The organism is Nostoc sp. DedQUE08, assembly GCF_034530895.1.
Classification (GTDB): domain Bacteria; phylum Cyanobacteriota; class Cyanobacteriia; order Cyanobacteriales; family Nostocaceae; genus Nostoc.
The window spans coordinates 96,571-116,547 of sequence record NZ_JAVRCD010000022.1 but is presented as its reverse complement, the minus strand read 5'-3'; the positions used below and the strand labels follow the sequence as shown (position 1 = coordinate 116,547).

The following is a 19,977-nucleotide window of genomic DNA, read 5'->3' as shown; positions in this document are numbered from 1 at the left end:
AGACTGGCTTGGTAAACAGCACCCTAAACGGTAGTAGGATACTAGCGATTTCAAAATAATTGAAAATCCTGCCTACGAAAAAGCCAAGGGCTACTACCACAACGGACAGATGAGGATTGAAATCTACGCAATCGGGAATGACCATGCCAGCGACCATGCAATTATTCTCTTTGCTGTTAACTTATTTGCGAGCATTAAAGGCATTGCTCTAAATGCCAAGGATAATTGTACATATCGGAAAACAGGCTTTAAGGAAGCTCAACCTGATGTGTCTTAGTATATTGGTGAAAATGCTGATGTCATTCCCTACGGCACTTCTATCATCAATTTAGATATATATTCACCACCAGATTTAGTTATTGAAGTGGCTAATACCTCACTTGCTGACGATCGAGGTGAAAAACGACTTTTATACGAAGATTTAGGAGTGAAAGAATACTGGATTTTAAATGTCCAGAATGCCCAAGTTATGGCTTTTGCTATTGAAAACCAAGGTAGTAGGCGGATTACAGAATCTCAGGTATTACCAGGATTAGCAATTTCTTTATTAAACGATGCATTAGGGCGAACTCGTCAAAGAAATCAAAGCCAAGTTGGTGCTTGGTTATTAACCCAATTTCAGCAATAATTACAAACTGCTTTGCGGTAGGGAATGGGGAGTAGGAAAAAAGCAAAGGATACAAAGCAATTAAAGCGCGATCGCACTATAGCAATCCTATCTGATTTGTGAGAATTGCCAGCCGTAGATTTCCACCTTCTCAAAAAAGTCGGGAATCTTGTTTCTCACGAATAGTTCAGAATTGCACTAATATGCTGTGGCTAAAGTCACCCTTTCAGGTGAAGACATACAGAAATACGAATGCCTAGTATGAAGTAAGATTAAGCAACTGTGAAGCTAATTATGCGTCTAGTTGTTAGTTAACTCATAAAAATTTAATTCTAAAGCTTTAACAACTCCGTACTCTCCACTTGTCCTCTAACTAAAAAATATTCTTATACAGCAAGATTTACAGGCTTCTATAATATGGCTACGCACATAGAAATTCCAGTTATTGGCAAAGTTAAGCATCCATCGCGCTGGCTGATTGGGCTGATAGCGGGGAGTGCTTTGGTTGTGGGTACTATAACAACTTACACCTTGGTAAACCAAGGGACAAACAAAGAAGATATTGCTCAACTAACTGTGCCAGTTGCAGCCCAAAACGTGACGTTGCGGATTACAGCTAGTGGCAAAGTCGTGCCAGTTCAGAGCGTAAATATTAGTCCGAAGAATCCCGGAGTGCTATCGCAATTATACGTGGAACAAGGCGATCGCATTCAACAAGGGCAAATTCTCGCCCGCATGGATAGTGCCGGTATTGAGGCTCAAAGGAGCCAGTACCGTGCTAACTTAGCCCAAAGCCAAGCACAGCTAGCCCAAGCCCTTGCTGGTAGTCGTCCTCAAGAAATCGCTCAAGCAAGGGCCCGATTAGCACAAGCTCAAGCCCAATTAGCTGCGGCTAAGGCTGGTAATCGTCCTCAAGAGATTGCTCAATCTCAATCCCAAGTAGATGCAGCTCAAGCAAGGGTGAATTACACCAGCGAACAGGTAAAGCGTTATCAATACCTATACGAACAGGGAGCAGAGAATAAACAATTACTCGATCAAGCCATCAGCGATGACAAAAGTGCTAGAGCCAATTTAGAAGAAGCTAAAAAACGATTCTCGTTAGTCCAAACTGGCACTCGCAGTGAAGAAATCGACCAACGCCAAGCCGCTGTTAACGAAGCACGGGCAGCATTGGTACTGTTAGAAGATGGAACCCGTTCTGAAGAAATTGTCCAGCGTCAAGCCGCTGTAGCATCTGCTGAGGCTCAGTTAAAGGGTGTACAAGTGCAGTTGGAAGATACTATTATTCGCGCTCCTTTGTCGGGAATTGTTACCCAAAAGTATGCCGAACCAGGTGCATTTGTTACACCCACAACTTCGGCATCTACTAGTGCATCGGCAACTTCCAGTTCAATTGTTGCTGTAGCACGCGGTTTAGAAATATTAGCTCAAGTTCCCGAAGCCGATCTTGGCAGAATCAAACAGGGACAGCAGGTGGAAATTGTCGCTGATGCCTATCCCGACCAAGTTTTTAAAGGTCATGTACGTCTGATTGCTCCCGAAGCAGTGGTGGAACAAGGTGTGACATCCTTTCAGGTGCGGGTTGCTATCGATACTGGCATAGATAAACTGCGTTCTGGCTTAAATGTGGATCTGACTTTTTTAGGCGATCGCGTTAATAATGCCTTGGTATTACCAACGGTGTCAATTGTCACCGAAAAGGGGAAAACTGGCGTACTCGTACCCGATGCAAAAAATAAACCCCAGTTCCGCGAAGTTACAGTCGGGGCACAAATTCAAGACCAAACTCAGATTTTAGAGGGAGTTAAAGCAGGCGATCGCATTTTTGTTAACCCACCCAAAGATTACAAAATTGAGAAGGCAAAAGAACAGAATAATTCGTAATTCGTAATTCGTAATTCGTAATTATATAAGATATGAATTTCCTTGAAAGCATGAATATGGCGGGGAAAACCCTGCTGTCAAATAAGCTGCGTAGTGCCCTCACCATGCTGGGTATAGTTATTGGCAACGCTTCGGTGATTGCGATGATTGGCATTGGTGAAGGTGGACAAAAATACGTTAATAAACAGCTGGAGTCACTAGGGCCAAATGTGCTATTTGTACTGCCAGGTAATCGAGAAACTCAGCGAATCTCCTTTGAAGTGCCAAAAACTCTGGTGTTGCAAGATGCGGATGCGATCGCTTCTCAAGTACCAACAGTAGTAGGAGTTGCACCAGAGTTAAACAGAAGACAGGTAATTACATACCGCAACAGAAATACCGATGTCAACATCATTGGCACAACTCCCTCCTTTTTATCAGTGCGGGATTTTGAAACTGCTAAAGGCAGGTTTTTCTCTGAGATAGACATCAAGCGAAGTAACCAAGTCGTTGTGCTGGGTGGAGATTTGGCAGAAAAACTATTCGGTAATAGTAACGCTGTAGGACAGCAATTGCGAGTTGGAAATACCAGCTTTCAAGTAATTGGGACGTTAACAGCAAAAGGTTCCAGCGTGGGAGCAGATTATGATGATGCTGCCTTAATACCAATCACCACATCAGCAAACCGACTTGTGGGCAAAAATTCTCCTTATGGTATCGCCTTAGATTATCTCGTTGCTGCCGCTCGTGATTCCGATAGTGTGGATGCAGCAGAATTTCAAATTACTAATTTGCTGCGTCTAAGACACAAAATTAATGGTGAAGATGACTTTACTCTTCGCACCCAGAAAGATGCTTTGCAAACTGTCGGTCAAATTACAGGTGCATTGACAATTATGCTAGCTGCGATCGCCGGCATATCCTTGTTTGTTGGCGGCATTGGCATTATGAATATTATGCTCGTCTCCGTCACCGAACGCACCCAAGAAATCGGATTGCGAAAAGCGATCGGGGCAACTGAGCAAGATATTTTGCTACAGTTCATCATTGAGGCAGTGATTGTTTCTGCGGCTGGGGGCTTAGTTGGGACTGCGGTTGGTGTCAGTGGCATCCTATTAGTGGGAGCCTTGACTCCTTTGGAAGCGAGTCTTTCTCCTGTAGCCATTACTATGGCTGTTGGTGTCTCTGGAGGTATTGGTTTATTCTTTGGCGTTGTTCCTGCACGTCGCGCTGCTAAACTCGACCCGATTGTGGCTTTGAGAAGTGCCTAGTAGTCTGCCAACCCAAAAATGCGTTTGTGAGGACTACCTCACAAGATTGGATAATTTATTTGTTGGAGTTCCCTAACCAACTTTTCCTCCGACTTTTGCAACCCGATCGCATAAAATTGCCGACTTCAGCCGACTGACAAACGATAGTGCGATCGCTTAGGCTATTGGGCATAGAGATAAAAACTTAAGTATAAAAATATGCTTAATACCCTCAGCCCAATTGCAGAAGATTTAGCAGGTCAAAGCTATCTCAGTCCTCATTACTTGCAAACACAGCAGCGCATTCGTTCCCTCATAGACAAATATATTGCAGTCGAAAAACTACACGATCGTCTGCAAGATTTACCGATACAGTTTGCCAATCCCCAACCGCGTCCCTGGAAACACATCGACTGGCAGACAATTAACCGCAATCAAATTATCGGCTTAGACGCAGAGGTATTTTTATCTATATCGATCGGTGCGATGGATACAGAAGCACCCATTCGCGGTTATACCCAAACCAGTCGGCAGTATTTGGAAAAATTGCATCCTCAGATGGCTCGGTTTGTTGGTGGAACTGTCGGTAAAGATGACGAATTGCTAGAACTTGGTTTGTGGGAAAAGGAAGAACGTCAGCACACACCCGCATTAATCAAAGTCTACACCCAATTAACAGGCGAGAAAATTACCCCAAAACTTCGTACTGTTAGAAGCTATCTCCCTACAGATGACCCTCACGAAGACTTATATCGCCACGGTTTACACCGCATTGCTACAGAATACGGTGCAACTTGTCTTTATATTTGGTTGATGGCTCACACCACAGGCGCACTCCAGGATGTTCTAGAGGAACTAGCGCAGGATGAAATCAACCACATGACCAAATTCTGGGGGTTTGGAGTCTGGGCTTTCCCTGATACTGGGTTGATGCGAATTGGACGCACCCTGATTAAAACGCGATCGCCAAACTATCAGCGTAACAACCTCATGCGTACTCTTCGCCGGATGATGGGTACACTCAACTGGAATGCTTGGTCATTAACCAACAAAATAACTCTCCTATTTACCTTCACCTACACAATGCATCGCTTGTGGAGTTGGAACAACACCCTCACACCAGAGTACTTACAAAATTTATTTGAAACTACTCATTAGTAAAAACAAAAGACAAATGACAAAAGACAAAGGACAAGTGACAAATGACAAATGACAAATCAAAATTACCCATAGATTTAAATCCCCAAAAAATCCCCCAACATATCGCCGTCATCATGGATGGTAACGGCCGATGGGCAACCAGTCGAGGATTACCGCGCATTGCTGGACATCGCCAAGGAGCAAGAACGCTCAAAGAACTATTGCGTTGCTGCAAAGATTGGGGAATCAAAGCGTTGACAGCCTACGCTTTCTCCACAGAAAATTGGCAGCGTCCTGTTGAAGAAGTGGATTTTCTAATGCATTTGTTTGAGCGATTACTACGCCGCGAGTTGGCTCAGATGCATCAAGAAGGAGTACGTATCTCGTTTATTGGAGATTTATCGGCTTTACCCAAGTCTCTACAAATGGAAATGGAACGTTCAATGACAGAGACATTGAACAATCAAGCAATCCACTTTACTATTGCAGTCAATTACGGTAGCCGCAACGAAATTACCAGAGTTTGTCGTCAAGTAGCTCAACTCGTGCAACAGGGCGAACTTAGCGCCCAAGAAGTGAATGAAAGTCTTGTAGAGCAACACCTCTACACAGCAGACACTCCAGAACCCGATTTACTGATTCGTACTAGCGGTGAGATGCGATTGAGTAATTTTCTCTTATGGCAAATGGCTTATACAGAGATGTATTTCACCGATATTCTTTGGCCAGATTTTAATCGAGAAGCATTTCATCAAGCTTTGTTGAGCTATCAAAATCGCGATCGCCGTTTTGGTCAAGTCAAAGCTTCATTATCAGCTTAGTGTACCAAACACCAGACATCACCAGAAGAAGGCAGGAGGCAGAGGGCAATATTCCTTCTGCCTTCTGCCTTTGTTGATAAAGTAAAAGCACCCACATTACCACGATGGTATATGAGCGCTCACAAATAAAACATTATCGAGGATAATCTATCTGCTATGACAGACCGAAGTAACTATAAGAATAGCAGGCACTGGGTAAATAAACTGCAAGGGTAGTTACAAATGTTTTGTTAAAAATATTACTTACCGTAAATGTGATGCTTGATTTAGGCAAAATCCAATCGATTGCGGAATCCTATTCTCCCCAAGAACTCTTCGCTGGCTTGGTTTGGCAGCGTCGGTTCAATGAGTTTGATGGCAAAGAAGTGATTACTGACCTTTCCAACCACAGAAATTTATGGTCAAGCTTTCTATTCACAAAACCAATCTTTGCACCAGATGAAAACGGTTTAAGCTTTGGTGGTATGGTCGATACCCTACTTGCAATGGCAAACTATCGTCCCATGCCTGAAACCAGCATCATTCATTTCGTTGCCTATCCTGCCGATACACTGTACATTCTGACAGAGAACCAAGATACAAAAGTGTCTGAGCTTTTAGACTTAGGCAAAAAATGGCGAGCTGATTCAGTAGAGGTAAGTGATGGCACGAATGAAGATTATGGTTTCCGCCTGAAGCGCCGACTGAGAACTAGATTGGAAGGGGCGTTATGGGGTGAGGATGTTCACCAAGATTGTGATGCGGTGGTTGTTGCCTATTGGTGGGATTGAATACTTGAAATATCTCAATCAGAGAAATCGTGAACTACAATATGCTGTTTTCTTGCCGAATCTTAGCCTACACCCAAATTTAGCAGCGATCGCAGCCTCTTAATTTTTTTGAGTCAATTATTCTTTATTAGGTATTGAGCCGAAATCCTCGGCTCAATACCTATATTCGTATATCACAAAATCAGACTTATGGAAATTATTCTTTTGTCAATATAGCAATTATTTTTTATATTTGAACAGAGAAAATTTAGAAGGCTTATGAATCAAGCATTTTACGCAATGCGTTGTTCAAAAATCATTTGGGATTGCTATCGTAATTATAGAAACTATCAATATGATGTTTTGTTAATTCTTTCCGAAAATAGTATTTACTAGAATTTAATACCTGCGATATAAGCTGACGTTTTGATAAGTTAATTCAGAAAAAATCCTGATATCCAAAATTTAAAGTTGACAAGACTCTCTTGCTAAATCTACTTTAAATTTACTTATCAATCCATTTTAAAATCGCAATGAATTTTTCCACTATTTTATAGGTGTTGGGAGTCATGATGGCAAAATATCTACTAGCTTTTGCTAGTGGGATGGGATTTTTATGTTTAATTGTCGGGTTATCACCTGTGCAAGCCCTTCCTAGTTTAAAAATTGCAGATAAAAACGTAGCTGTTAATCAAAATGACGGCAGCTATGAAAATAATTATTCTCATCAAAGCGATTTAGCAAATAATATCTCCAGTAAATTGCTGATAGCTAATGAGAGCCAAAAAAACTTACCCTCAGTCAATGAACAGCAAAAAATTCAAGATTTAGGAATAGATTCTGCTGTTAACTTATGGCAGCCAATCACACCACAACCTGCAAGTTCATCTCCAACCTCATACAAACTTGCACAAGTAACATCCGTATCGCAATTGTCTGATGTACAGCCGAATGATTGGGCTTTTCAGGCACTCCAATCTTTAGTCGAGCGCTATGGTTGTATTGCAGGTTATCCCAATCAAACCTATCGCGGTAATCGGGCGATGACTCGCTATGAATTTGCTGCTGGCTTAAATGCTTGTTTAGAGCGAATAAATGAACTGATTGCGACTGCAACTGGTGATTTGGTCAAAAAAGAAGATTTAGCCACATTGCAGAAACTACAAGAACAATTTGCGGCGGAATTGGCAACATTGCGGGGTCGAGTAGATGCTGTAGAAGCTCGCACAGCAGAACTAGAAGCAAATCAGTTTTCTACTACGACCAAACTCAATGGTGAGGTAATTATTGCTGGTGTTGGTGCTAGCGGTGGCGCTCCTAATGATAGTGACCCGAACATCATCTTAGTCAATAGAGTACGGTTAAATCTCACCACTAGCTTTACTGGTAAAGATTCATTAATTACTGGATTGCAAGCCTATAATTTTTTGGGTGGAGCCACTGGAGAGGGTAGCCTGCAACAAGGTTTAGGATTAGCTTCGCCACTTTTAAGTGCAAGTAGCGCTCGTACCAGTTTTGAGCCGCAATTTCCGGGGATAAATGTCAATACTTTGTCGGGCGTTGGCGCAAACAGCGTTCAGGTTTACAAATTGCTGTATGTCTTTCCCGTCGCTAATAAATTAACCTTGTTTGCGGGAACTGCGGCAGAGACATCAGATGCTTTCCCAACAATTACGCCTTTTTATGGTGAAGGACAAGAGTCAATATCTCGTTTTGGCAACTTGAATCCTGTACTACGGGTTTCTGGTGGAACTTCGGGTACTGGTTTAGCATCGGCGGCGGGATTTATTTTTAACATTTCGCCAAATTTTGATTTAAGAGCTTTATACGGCAGTGTAAATGCCAATTTACCGGAAAAATCTGCGGCTGAAGCAGTACCAGGAGTTTCTACTACACCTTTGGGAGCAGGTTTATTTAGTGGTAGTAGTATTATTGCCACACAGTTAACCTTCAAACCAAGTCCTGCTTTTGATATTGGTTTAAACTATGCCCACAGTTATCACGAAATCAATATTTTGGCTACAGGATTAGTTAGTAGTGATATCGGTGCTTTATCAGGAGTTGCAGTTGGAACACCGCTCACACTCAACTCTGTTGGCGGTACGGTAACATGGCGATTGTCTCCCAAGATAGCCTTATCTGGCTACGGTGCAGCAATATTTGTTGATGCTGCTTCAAATAGCGTGGATGCTTCCACCACCTTTACAAGTTGGATGGCGGGAATTCACTTTAAAGATTTATTCAAGTCAGGAAACACAGCCGGGATTCTTTTTGGTCAGCCGCTTTTCCGTAGCGATACTGGTGGTTCTGCTCAACTTACCCCCACAGGCGAGAATCGGGCGACTCCTTACCATTTGGAAGCCTATTACCGCCTTCAAGTTAGCGATAATATTAGCATTACCCCTGGTGCGTTTGTTCTCTTTAACCCAGAAGGTAACAGCAATAATGAGACTACGACTGTAGGCGTACTTCGGACTACTTTTACATTTTAAGAGATTGAGATTAAGCAGTCAAAATCCCCTAAGAAATTGGGGGATTTTGAGATTGGATAACAAAATTCACAGTAGACCTCTTGCAGCATAAATCAACAATAAAGAACCTCACCCCGATGCTTTGGCTATCCATTAGTCACATCTTTAAAAAAAGTGTTGAAGATAAAATAATGACTAATAAATACGTAGAAATTCGGTGGATGTTTATTGAATAATATTGTTTGGTTTTTGACAAAAATATAGTCCCATTGCCCAAAATTTGTTGTGCAAAACTAATATGATGTCTACGTTGGTGACTGACTTGTACTGAGCGCAGTCGAAGTAGCTTACCGAATGGGCGAAGTACAGGCTACATTAAAAATAAACTGTGTAGGTGTAACTCATCGTCGATATCGCCCCACAGATAACCTAATTATTTCTTTTACCTGATTTAGCAGTTTGATTTGAAAGGTGGTGCTTTTGTATAACCCGCTCAATCTGGCAAGTCACCCCATCTATTCTATTTTTAACCTTATCAAAATCAATATTCGCCCAAATATAGGCTTTGTCAGGTCTTTGTTGCTTCCCACTCATATATGGTCTTACTTGTCAATATACTTTGTTATATCTATACAATATAGTCTTCTCAATTTCTAAACTACTTTCTCTAGACATATAAGTAAATATGCTTAACATTTACTTAAGGTTTTATCGCAATCCGATTTTATTTTTAAACCTACTTACGCGATCCTCAAAGTACAGCGTAAGCGCCAGAGGCAGGAAGTAGGGAATCAGCCTTAGTTATACAGAGTTTTTTCACGCAATCAAATAGGAGTCTTATGGCTTTTAGAAGTTCAACTAAACAGTGATTTGATTAATATGGACGGAGATTATTATCTATCTATTGAAAGAGACGCGATATTTCGCGCCTCTAAGAACTAAAATCAAAATTCTAAGTGTAAGCTTAAATCTTTGTTTGTAGATATTGCACCAATTGCGGTGCTTGCATCACTCCCTCTATCCGCTCCACAGGCTGACCCTGCTTAAACAGTACTAGGGTTGGAAGAGAAGCGATTTTATACTCAGTAGCCAAATCTGTGTATTTTTCCGTGTCGATTTTGACAATCCTTAAGCGATCCTTAAGTTGGGCATTGACTTGCTCTAAAATTGGCACCATCATCTGACAGGGGCCGCACCAGTCAGCATAAAAATCTACTAATACAGGTACATCAGAAGCAGACAGCATATCTTCAAAACTGTTAAATTGCTTTTTCGTTGCCATGTGACACACACCGATTTTCAATTGTTTGTTTCAATAGTAGTTCTTATAAAATAAAATCGGTATAGGTTCATGGGTTTTTGTTAGTAAAAGATTAGATTAGTTAATATGAGGATGATTAGCCAGCCAAAAATATTAAATAATTATAATAAAATCCGTATATTATGTTAGGTTGTGCATCTGTATTAAATATGTGTTTCAACCTATCACGATCGACCAAATCATTATATAGGCTTTCACAAGAGTGATGTCTACGAAGGCTGTAGATGCAACACTTTCTAGTCTATCTAGTCAGGCAAATATATTAGTTATAGTTATTCATCTATTTACAGAGAAGTAACTATAGATATTTAATCAGAGTAAAACGTTAATTATTGTTATTCGAGTTATATAGGAATCTTATTTGATTTGTGAGAATTGCAAATCGCAGCTTCTCGATAACTTTTATGAAGGTAAGGATCTTGTTTTAGCGCGTCTGATTCAGCATAGCTATATCTAGCTAAATACGCCGTATAGCAATCCTATTTGATTCCTGATTACTCGTAAAGATCGGGGACTGGGGACTGGGAAGATAGAAATAAAGGTGTACTGAGTTTTTTCAGAAATCAAATATGAGTCCTATATAACTTTATCTATTAGCTATCTAACTTGCAGGATGACAGCAAGATTATCACCTCGCAAGAGTTAGATATTATCCAGACAATATTCAGATGTTCCCGAAATCGCCATAAGATAATTAGCGCGGTATTTCTAAGATTGAGGAACATTAAATGACGCTATTACAAGATAAAGTCGCAATTGTCACAGGTGCATCAAGAGGAATTGGCCGAGCGATCGCAATTGAATTAGCTTCACAAGGAGCGATCGCAGTTGTTAATTATGCCAGTTCTAGTGCTGCGGCTGAAGCAGTTGTAACAGAAATTACAGCAGCAGGAGGTCAGGCGATCGCGATCCAAGCAGACGTTTCTAAAATTGAGCAAGTAGACACACTAGTTAACGCCGTGATGGAAAAGTTTAAGCGTGTGGATATTTTGGTCAACAATGCAGGAATTACGCGCGACACACTGCTTTTGCGTTTGAAGCCAGAAGATTGGCAAGCAGTGATAGACCTGAATCTCACTGGTGTTTTTTTATGTACACGCGCCGCCAGTAAAATTATGCTGAAGCAGCGATCGGGGCGGATTATCAACATTACCTCTGTGGCTGGGCAAATGGGCAACCCAGGTCAGTCAAACTACAGCGCCGCCAAAGCAGGTGTAATCGGTTTCACCAAAAGCGTTGCCAAAGAACTCGCTACTCGTGGCATTACCGTTAACGCCGTCGCTCCTGGATTCATCACCACCGACATGACCAGCGATCTCAACAACCCCGAAGATATTCTGAAATACATTCCACTCGGTCGCTTCGGTCAACCCGAAGAAGTCGCAGGAATGGTGCGCTTCCTCGCCGCCGATCCCGCCGCCGCCTACATCACTGGACAAGTCTTTAACGTCGATGGCGGTATGGTAATGGCCTAAATAGTTGAGCTAAATAATTGAGGGGTAGCGATTTTTCGTAGTTGGCGCTTTAGCGCCAACTACGAACTTATTAAATAAAATTTGATAGATTAGTTATGAAAACAGACTCTATTTTTTATCGTTTATTTCAAACTTTCCCCAGTGCTTTTTTTGAATTAATTAATCTGCAACCATCAGAAGCAAATGCATATAATTTCGCTTCAGTAGAATTAAAGCAAACAGCATTTCGCATTGATGGAGTCTTTCTTCCTGTTGCTGACACTAATCATCAGCCGATTTATTTTGTAGAGGTTCAATTTCAAAAAGATAATGAATTTTATGCTCGTTTATTTTCAGAAATATTTCTGTATTTACGACTTTACGCACCTACTTCAGATTGGCGATCGGTAGTTATATTCCCTCGCCGCAGCCTTGAACCAACACAAGTCCAACCGTATCGAGTCTTACTCGAAAGCCAACTTGTAACGAGGCTATATTTAAACGAGCTTGGAGAAGTAACTGAATATTCCTTAGGAGTTGGTATTATCAAATTAGTAGTTGTAAATAAAAAACAAACTCCCATATTAGTCAAAAGTTTGATTACAAAGACACGTTCGGAACTGAGCGATAAAGCACTTCAAAAAAAAGTGATAGATTTAATAGAAACAATTGTAGTTTACAAACTACCGCGTATCAGTCGTCAGGAGTTGGTAAAAATGTTTGGACTCGGTGATTTTGATATCAAAACGACTAGACTTTATGAGGAACTCAAGCAGGAAACAACTCTAGAGCTAGTCATGCGCCAGTTACGACGACGCATTGGTAATTTGAATCCGCAATTGTCAGAGCGCATCAGCCAGTTATCTATCGAACAGCTTGAAAATCTAGCCGAGGCACTGTTGGATTTTTCCACAGAAGGAGATTTAGTTGTTTGGCTGCAAGACAATTTAACTCAAGCTTGAATTTTTGGTGAATTGAATAAACATAGTAGGGCTAGCACTGCAATGCCGACCCTACAAGCAACTAAGGCTGTTGGCGTATCCTTTGCCAGACTGTAAAGCCCAAAAGTAGGATAATACTACTGGCGGTTGTCAGCATCACAGCCAAACTCATACCTTGTATTCTCATCGCTAGCAAGTTGAAAACTAAGGTAATTGACCAAAGGGTAAACGCAGCATGGCGCTGGGAGAGTCCCCAAGCAAGTAAGCGGTGGTGCAGGTGGTCTTTGCCAGGAGTACTCAGAGGGTTATTTCCTGCTAGTAGCCGCCGCACAAATACTTGAGTGGTATCTAGCACCGGTAATAATAGAAATAAAACCGTGGGAATTAGCGCATAAATTGTGTTTTGTTGCAGTTTCCCTAAAATACTAGTTGCTGCCAACACATAACCAAAAAAGTATGCTCCGGCATCACCCATAATAATTCGTGATGGATGGAAATTATGGCGCAAAAATCCTAGTGCAGCACCTCCCAAAGCTGCGAGGACTAAGATTGCCGCAGCACGATTGTTAAATTGAGCTGCAACGCCCAATAAACTCATAGCGGTTATAAAGCTAATTCCTCCTGCCAAGCCATCCATACCATCCATCAAATTGATGGCGTTGGTAATCCCTACTACCCATAGTACTGTTAGCAACATGGACAGAAGTGAATCGATGGGAGTGCCAAACAGGACTTTGACACTGATACCATTAGCTACCAGCAAAAGTGCCGTGACAATTTGCGCCCACAATCGCACAGAGGGCGGTAAGCCAAACTGATCGTCAATAAAGCCCACCAGGACTAATATCGAACCCCCCAACAGAATAGTGAGCACCTGAGCCAATACGTTTTGGAGTTCGATCGGTCGTAAAAGGCTAGCTAATACCAGCGCGGCAATCACGCCCGCGTAGATAGCCAGCCCCCCGGCATTGGGTAAAGGTTCTCGGTTGAGTCGCCGTGCGTTGGGTTGGTCAGCCCAACCTACCCGCAAGGCGAATTTGCGTACTGTCGGAATTAAACGCCAAGTTACAAGCCAAGCCAAGAGGAACGTAAATACTACTGCCAACCAGCCGGTGCCGCTAGGGTCGGCAATACCAAGGGACTTAAGGGAGTTGTCTAGATTCATCTCCCAATTCAAGCATTACTGCCAGTATCTAATATGAGCATCACCTGTATATTAATCAATTTTTTTATTTCCATTTGTAACTTGAGCCGCTTGAGAGATTAGCACTCTGGCGCTGTGAGTGCTAAATTGTCTAATGGAAGCGCTGGAGAAATCAAACATGGCGAAAATTATTGCATTTGACGAGGAATCGCGGCGATCTCTAGAAAGGGGTGTTAACGCCCTTGCCGATGCCGTAAAAATCACCTTGGGGCCCAAAGGTCGCAATGTCCTTTTAGAGAAAAAATTTGGCGCACCTCAAATTGTCAACGATGGTATCACTGTTGCCAAGGAAATTGAATTAGAAGATCCTTTGGAAAATACTGGTGCAAGACTCATCCAGGAAGTGGCCTCAAAAACTAAAGATGTCGCTGGAGATGGGACAACCACCGCCACAGTTTTAGCACAAGCCTTAATTAGAGAAGGTTTGAAGAACGTTGCGGCAGGTAGTAACCCTGTGAGCTTGAGACGCGGGATCGACAAAACTATTGAGGCATTGGTAGAAGAAATTGCCAAAATAGCCAAGCCAGTAGAAGGAAGTGCGATCGCTCAAGTTGCCACTGTTTCTGCTGGTAACGATGAAGAAGTTGGTCAAATGTTAGCTCAAGCAATGGAAAAAGTCACCAAAGATGGTGTAATTACCGTTGAAGAATCTAAATCCCTGACAACTGAACTAGAAGTAGTTGAGGGGATGCAGATTGACAGGGGTTATATTTCTCCCTACTTCGTCACCAACAACGAACGGCAAATCGTCGAATTTGAAAACGCCCGAATCTTGGTGACAGATAAAAAAATCAGCAGCATCCAAGATTTAGTGCCAATTTTAGAAAAAGTTGCCCGTTCTGGTCAGCCTTTGCTAATTATCGCTGAAGATGTCGAAGGTGATGCTTTGGCAACTTTGGTGGTGAACAAAGCGCGCGGTGTACTAGCCGTAGCTGGAATTAAAGCGCCTGGGTTTGGCGATCGCCGCAAAGCTTTGTTAGAAGATATTGCGATTCTCACCGATGGACAGTTGATTTCTGAAGAAATCGGTTTAAGCTTGGATACGGCTGCTTTAGAAGCGTTGGGAACTGCCCGCAAAATCACCATTGACAAAGAAAACACCACAATTGTTGCTGGTAGTGTCACCAAGCCAGAGGTACAAAAGCGGATTGGTCAAATTCGCAGACAGTTAGAAGAAACTGATTCTGAGTACGATCGCGAAAAACTGCAAGAACGCATCGCCAAGCTCGCTGGCGGCGTGGCAGTGATTAAAGTGGGTGCGGCAACCGAAACCGAACTCAAAGACCGTAAGCTGCGGATTGAGGATGCGCTCAACGCTACTAAAGCTGCTGTGGAAGAAGGTATTGTTCCTGGTGGTGGAACAACCTTAATTCACTTAGCTAAGGCAGTACAAGCGATTAAAAACACCCTAGAAAATGACGAAGAAAGAATTGGGGCTGATATTGTCGAACGAGCGCTAGAAGCCCCCTTGCGCCAAATAGCAGACAACGCTGGTGCTGAAGGTTCTGTAATTGTCTCGAAAGTCCGGGATAGCGACTTCAACATTGGTTACAACGCCGCTACTGGCGAATTTGAAGACTTGATTGCTGCTGGTATTATCGACCCTGCCAAAGTTGTGCGTTCAGCCTTGCAAAACGCTGGTTCCATTGCTGGTTTGGTCTTAACCACCGAAGCGATCGTTGTTGAAAAGCCAGAGAAGAAATCCGCTGCTCCTGCCCCTGATATGGGCGGTATGGGCGGTATGGGCGGTATGGGCGGTATGGGTGGCATGGGCGGCATGGGTATGTTCTAATTTCTGCTGACCCAGATAAATATTTTTTAAACAGTTTGTCTTGCCAAGGCAAACTGTTTTTTGTAGCATTGCTGATTCAAAGGCAATATGTTATACCAATTCGTAATTCGTCAGATAAAATCTGGGTGATGACCTCTTTATATTAATTTTTGCAAAATAACGTCTAAGTTATGTAAGTTATTTTTATGTCCTTTGTTATTTACTAATGAAAAATGACAAATGACCAATGAGCAATGACAAATGACTATTAGGTAATATTGCATGGCACGAAAATTACGTCGCCTTCCTAAAATACTCACCAAGCTATATGAAGACGAGTTCCATCACCAACCAGGGACTATACCTGGAACCATTTTTATTGATGCAGATGCTCCACCACCAATAATTTTTTTGATTGACTATAACCAAACCAATTTCATTCGCGAACAAATAGAAACTCCAGAGGAGTGTGTCTCTTATCTGGAATCGGAATCGGTTTCTTGGGTAGATGTACAAGGTTTAGGTAGTCAAGATATATTACAACGATTGGGTAACATTTTTAAGTTACATCCTCTAGTTTTAGAAGATGTAGTTAATGTACCGGAGCGTCCTAAAACAGAGGATTATGAAGATCAATTACTTTTCATTGCCCGGATGGTAGTACCAAAGGAAAGAACATGTGGTTTTTATAGCGAACAAGTGAGTTTGATATTAGGAAAAAATTATCTACTGACAGTACAAGAGGAACCAGAACATGATTGCTTTGAAGCGGTGCGATCGCGAATTGAAAAAAACAAAGGTATCATCCGTAAACAGGGAGCAGATTATTTAGCTTATGCTTTATTAGATGCAATTATTGATGGCTTTTTCCCAGTGCTAGAGCTTTATGGCGAACGAATCGAAGAATTAGAGGAGGAAGTAATAGTTAAACCTACTCCCCAAACACTGCAAAATATTTATCAAATTAGACGAGAATTACTGCAACTACGTCGTGCTATCTGGCCCCAGCGGGATGCAATTAATTCCTTAATTCGAGATGCTCCCGATTTGATTTCTGAAGAAGTGCGAATCTACCTGCGAGATTGTTATGACCATACAGTGCAAGTGATGGATATGGTAGAAACTTACCGAGAACTATCATCTGGATTAATGGATGTGTACCTTTCGGCAGTAAGTAATAAAATGAATGAAATCATGAAGGTGCTAACGATAGTTTCAACGATCTTTATTCCCCTGACTTTTGTGGCCGGAATATATGGTATGAATTTCAATACTGAGAAATCACCATATAATATGCCTGAATTGAATTGGTATTGGGGCTATCCACTTTGCTGGGCATTGATGTTAGCGATCGCATTTAGTTTGCTATTCTTTTTTTGGCGAAGAGGGTGGCTGCAAAATTCTGTAGAAATCAAGCGCAATTAAAAATTGTAGATTAGCGATGAGTCAAATATATATTCATTAGCACCGGGAGTTAAGATTTTTGAGTTATGAGGAGTAGCGACCAAAATTTAGTAGTTTTGACGATTTATATTATCGGTGTCTCTTATGTTTTCAACCGCATGATTGAATCCATCGATGACCAAGTAAAATTTGAGTTTAAAAAAGGAACCGTTGACGAACAACTCAAAGAACAAAATCTCGACGATAAAATTGGAATTTCCTTTAAACTCAAATCTTCATACCCAATTGACGATTTGAAAGATTTAGGAATTAGCATTGAAAATAAATCAGATAATGTTGCCGTATACGTTGACTGGGACAATAGTTCTTTAGTTGTTGAACATAGTAAGCAATCGCGCCGCGTAATTCGGAAATCACCAGACTTAACCCGCGACTTAGCAGTACCCCAAAGTCCTAGCCTGATTGCTCCCAAGAAAACACTTTCTGAAACAGTGACAGCAGAAGATGTTTTCCAGCGCGATCAAGTAGCTGGAACCTATTTAGCAAAAAAACCATTAATTGATATCAATGGGCTACAAAAAGGGCAAAAAAAGTTGTACAACGATTTTATTAACAGAAAAAAAGAGTTGGATTTTTCTCTGCAATTAGTGTTGAGGATATCTGAAGTGCGTCTAGGTCTAGCTCCAGGTCGTGATTTTCCTCCCATTAGCATTATCAATTGTCCTTTCACAGTCAGGAAACTACCTTGGACTTACGCTCTACCCTGGAATAAAAAAAAGTAATAACCTGTCAACCCCTTGTGTTAACCGGGTACACTGGATTTAAGGAGAGAGTAGGCGCAGGCGGTTGCAGATCGGTCATAGTTACTGGTTTGAGGAAAGTCCGGACTCCCGAAAGACCAAACTTGCTGGATAACGTCCAGTGCGAGCGATCGTGAGGATAGTGCCACAGAAAGATACCGCCAAAAAAGTTAGGAATTAGAAGTTAGGAGTTAGGAGTTAGGAATTATTAATTATTAACTCTTAACTCTTAACTCATAACTCCTAACTAAATTTGGTAAGGGTGCAAAGGTGCGGTAAGAGCGCACCAGCAGTATCGAGAGGTGCTGGCTCGGTAAACCCCGGTTGGGAGCAAGGCGATAGGAACTACGGTTGGTCTTTTACCAGTTCCGCTCAATGAGAGCCGCTTGAGGCGTTTGGTAACAAACGTCCCAGATAGATAACTGCCCTCGCAAGAGAACAGAACCCGGCTTATGTCCTGCTCTCTCCCCTTTAATGGAGTATGAACCTTTCACGGTTTGTACTCTATTATTTTTTGTACGGGTTTTGTGCGTAAGCGTACCCTTTGGGATCTTGCTACGCGTAGCGTCTCGTAGAGAAGCTCGTCGTAGACATCGCTAATTCATCATCTAAAGCATTTAAAGCATTCCCAATATCTCTAATGCTGTATCCAAATGCCATTTAACCCGATAGAGTCCAAACAGTTTCTCTTGACTGTAACGTGCAGGGTACTCTAACTTCCTTCCCTCCATCGTCACCTTGAGCAATGCTGACTGCTCTGGTGTCGGTGTTCCCATAGCTTCTAGTGTCGCTTCTAGCGCTTCTACTTGAGAAAGCATAGGAGGCTTCAATCCTTTATTTTCTGACACTTGCTTGCAGGCTATAACAGGGAAGGTCAGGAGTGCATTAATGTAGGATGCCTTATCGGCAGGGTTTCCTATTGCTTGGATGCCGTACTGTATCAGACATAAATCGCGTAACGCTCTCAAGCTTTTAACTTCTAATTCTGTGCGCGTAAACATAAAATAGAGTTACCTCTTGTAAAAGTGGAAATCGGTGGTGAACTAGTTTGCAAGACACGAACACCACCGAATTAAACTCTATTCCGTTGTTAACATCGACTTCAAGCTATATTTACGTTTCTATATAAATGGCTAAAGCTAAGGGTAAACCTGAAAATTTTGGAAACCAACCAAGCAAGGAATTAACAGAACAATTGAATTTTCGTGTCACCAAGGAAATGAAGCAAGAAGTCAAAGCTAAAGACGATCCTCCTGAATTTTGCCGTCAAGCTATCCAAGAGAAGCTAGATAGAGAGAAGTAACAAAAAGTTGTTAGAGTAATAGTCCAAGAACTTTAGGAATATAAATTAAATATAGATAGCTAGTTACCTTCCCCTGCTCCCCCTGCCCCCTTCCCCTTATCATGTAATGCCCCTTGCCTATCCACGCCGTCAACGGCAACTTGAAAGTTTAGTCCAAAAATTTGGTTTATCGCTAGAAGCACCTATAAAGTGGGAACTGCTGGATTTAGCGCTAACTCATCCCACTGTCTCTGATTCGGCAAATTATGAACAGCTAGAGTTTGTTGGCGATGCAGTGGTGCGGCTGGTGTCGGCTGTTGTGTTATGGGAAAATTATCCTGATTGTCCAGTAGGGGATTTTGCAGCAATTCGTTCGGTATTGGTAAGCGATCGCATTCTCGCCCAATTGGCCAGAGTTTATGGTTTGGAGTTATACTTACTAGTCGCTGGCAGTGCTACCGCCGATAAAGTTGGTCTAGAGTCACGACTGGCAGATGCTTTTGAAGCAGTTTTGGGTGCGCTTTACTTAAGTACTCAAAATCTAGAATTGATTCGCTCTTGGCTAGATCCCCACTTTCACCAACTAGCAACAGAGATTCGCCTCGATCCTGCCAGACTTAATTACAAAGCTGCTCTCCAAGAATGGACTCAGGCGCAATTTAAAGTTTTACCAGAGTATCGGGTTGTGGAAATCACTCAACCGCATCGCAATCAAGAACGTTTCCTGGCTGAAGTGTGGCTGCACGGAAAGATGCTTGGACAAGGTAAAGGACGCTCAATTAAAACCGCAGAACAAGCCGCAGCTAAAGTAGCTTTTTTAGCAATTTCTAACCCGCAAATACCCTGAGCTTAAAAGAAGGGCGATTAGTCGATAATCAGTTGATTGTCAGTGGTCA

18 protein-coding genes and 1 other RNA gene are annotated in these 19,977 nt (G+C 42.0%); 15 read left to right on the top strand and 4 right to left on the bottom strand.

Features of this window, described 5'->3' with window-relative positions; genetic code table 11:
• Positions 1-280 precede the first annotated feature (280 nt).
• The 7 genes from RMY64_RS16985 to RMY64_RS16955 all read left to right on the top strand — a co-directional run bounded on the left by RMY64_RS16985 (position 281) and on the right by RMY64_RS16955 (position 8,925).
• Positions 281-628, top strand: a complete 348-nt coding sequence (locus RMY64_RS16985) for a Uma2 family endonuclease (protein WP_322700658.1) — start codon at positions 281-283, stop codon at positions 626-628.
• Between the two features lie 396 nt (positions 629-1,024).
• Positions 1,025-2,494: an efflux RND transporter periplasmic adaptor subunit gene (locus tag RMY64_RS16980; RefSeq protein WP_322700657.1), complete on the top strand. Its 1,470-nt coding sequence runs from the start codon at positions 1,025-1,027 to the stop codon at positions 2,492-2,494.
• A gap of 32 nt (positions 2,495-2,526) precedes the next feature.
• Positions 2,527-3,744, top strand: coding sequence for an ABC transporter permease (locus RMY64_RS16975; RefSeq protein WP_322686385.1), 1,218 nt, complete (start codon positions 2,527-2,529; stop codon positions 3,742-3,744).
• 198 nt (positions 3,745-3,942) lie between these two features.
• Positions 3,943-4,881: a ferritin-like domain-containing protein gene (locus RMY64_RS16970; protein ID WP_322700656.1), complete on the top strand. Its 939-nt coding sequence runs from the start codon at positions 3,943-3,945 to the stop codon at positions 4,879-4,881.
• Between the two features lie 44 nt (positions 4,882-4,925).
• Positions 4,926-5,684, top strand: a complete 759-nt coding sequence (locus tag RMY64_RS16965) for an isoprenyl transferase (RefSeq protein ID WP_322686387.1) — start codon at positions 4,926-4,928, stop codon at positions 5,682-5,684.
• Between the two features lie 227 nt (positions 5,685-5,911).
• Positions 5,912-6,454 (top strand): hypothetical protein, encoded by a 543-nt coding sequence (locus RMY64_RS16960; protein WP_322700655.1) that lies wholly within the window; start codon positions 5,912-5,914, stop codon positions 6,452-6,454.
• A gap of 551 nt (positions 6,455-7,005) precedes the next feature.
• Positions 7,006-8,925, top strand: a complete 1,920-nt coding sequence (locus RMY64_RS16955) for an iron uptake porin (protein ID WP_322670370.1) — start codon at positions 7,006-7,008, stop codon at positions 8,923-8,925.
• 408 nt (positions 8,926-9,333) lie between these two features.
• Here RMY64_RS16955 and RMY64_RS16950 read toward each other — a convergent pair whose 3' ends face one another.
• Positions 9,334-9,498 (bottom strand): hypothetical protein, encoded by a 165-nt coding sequence (locus tag RMY64_RS16950; protein ID WP_322686389.1) that lies wholly within the window; start codon positions 9,496-9,498, stop codon positions 9,334-9,336.
• A 370-nt stretch (positions 9,499-9,868) separates the two neighbouring features.
• Positions 9,869-10,186: a thioredoxin gene (gene trxA, locus RMY64_RS16945; protein ID WP_322670357.1), complete on the bottom strand. Its 318-nt coding sequence runs from the start codon at positions 10,184-10,186 to the stop codon at positions 9,869-9,871.
• Positions 10,187-10,953: 767 nt separating this feature from the next.
• Here trxA and fabG point away from each other — a divergent pair.
• Together fabG and RMY64_RS16935 are read left to right on the top strand one after the other, a co-directional pair.
• Entirely contained in the window at positions 10,954-11,700 is a 747-nt protein-coding gene (gene fabG, locus RMY64_RS16940) for a 3-oxoacyl-[acyl-carrier-protein] reductase (protein ID WP_322700654.1), read from the top strand.
• 95 nt (positions 11,701-11,795) lie between these two features.
• On the top strand, positions 11,796-12,641 hold the full coding sequence (locus RMY64_RS16935; protein ID WP_322670355.1) for an Rpn family recombination-promoting nuclease/putative transposase: 846 nt from the start codon (positions 11,796-11,798) through the stop codon (positions 12,639-12,641).
• 61 nt (positions 12,642-12,702) lie between these two features.
• On the opposite strand, the gene RMY64_RS16930 is transcribed toward RMY64_RS16935, so the two are convergent.
• Positions 12,703-13,785: an MraY family glycosyltransferase gene (locus RMY64_RS16930; protein ID WP_322670354.1), complete on the bottom strand. Its 1,083-nt coding sequence runs from the start codon at positions 13,783-13,785 to the stop codon at positions 12,703-12,705.
• 157 nt (positions 13,786-13,942) lie between these two features.
• On the opposite strand from RMY64_RS16930, the gene groL reads away from it, so the two are divergent.
• From groL to rnpB, 4 genes are all read left to right on the top strand, one after another.
• Entirely contained in the window at positions 13,943-15,616 is a 1,674-nt protein-coding gene (gene groL, locus RMY64_RS16925; RefSeq protein WP_322670353.1) for a chaperonin GroEL, read from the top strand.
• 261 nt (positions 15,617-15,877) lie between these two features.
• Positions 15,878-17,020 (top strand): magnesium/cobalt transporter CorA, encoded by a 1,143-nt coding sequence (corA, locus tag RMY64_RS16920; RefSeq protein WP_322670352.1) that lies wholly within the window; start codon positions 15,878-15,880, stop codon positions 17,018-17,020.
• A 65-nt stretch (positions 17,021-17,085) separates the two neighbouring features.
• The gene (locus RMY64_RS16915) at positions 17,086-17,781 is read left to right on the top strand and encodes a hypothetical protein (RefSeq protein ID WP_322670351.1); all 696 of its coding nucleotides are present in this window, start codon (positions 17,086-17,088) and stop codon (positions 17,779-17,781) included.
• Between the two features lie 46 nt (positions 17,782-17,827).
• An RNA gene (rnpB, locus tag RMY64_RS16910) (RNase P RNA component class A) lies at positions 17,828-18,268 on the top strand.
• A 148-nt stretch (positions 18,269-18,416) separates the two neighbouring features.
• Here rnpB and RMY64_RS16905 read toward each other — a convergent pair.
• The gene (locus tag RMY64_RS16905; RefSeq protein ID WP_322670350.1) at positions 18,417-18,800 is read right to left on the bottom strand and encodes a hypothetical protein; all 384 of its coding nucleotides are present in this window, start codon (positions 18,798-18,800) and stop codon (positions 18,417-18,419) included.
• A 128-nt stretch (positions 18,801-18,928) separates the two neighbouring features.
• Here RMY64_RS16905 and RMY64_RS16900 point away from each other — a divergent pair, with 128 nt between their 5' ends.
• Both RMY64_RS16900 and rnc read left to right on the top strand, forming a co-directional pair.
• Positions 18,929-19,102, top strand: a complete 174-nt coding sequence (locus RMY64_RS16900) for a hypothetical protein (RefSeq protein WP_289798473.1) — start codon at positions 18,929-18,931, stop codon at positions 19,100-19,102.
• Between the two features lie 106 nt (positions 19,103-19,208).
• Positions 19,209-19,928 (top strand): ribonuclease III, encoded by a 720-nt coding sequence (rnc, locus tag RMY64_RS16895; RefSeq protein ID WP_322686394.1) that lies wholly within the window; start codon positions 19,209-19,211, stop codon positions 19,926-19,928.
• The last annotated feature ends 49 nt before the right edge of the window (positions 19,929-19,977 follow it).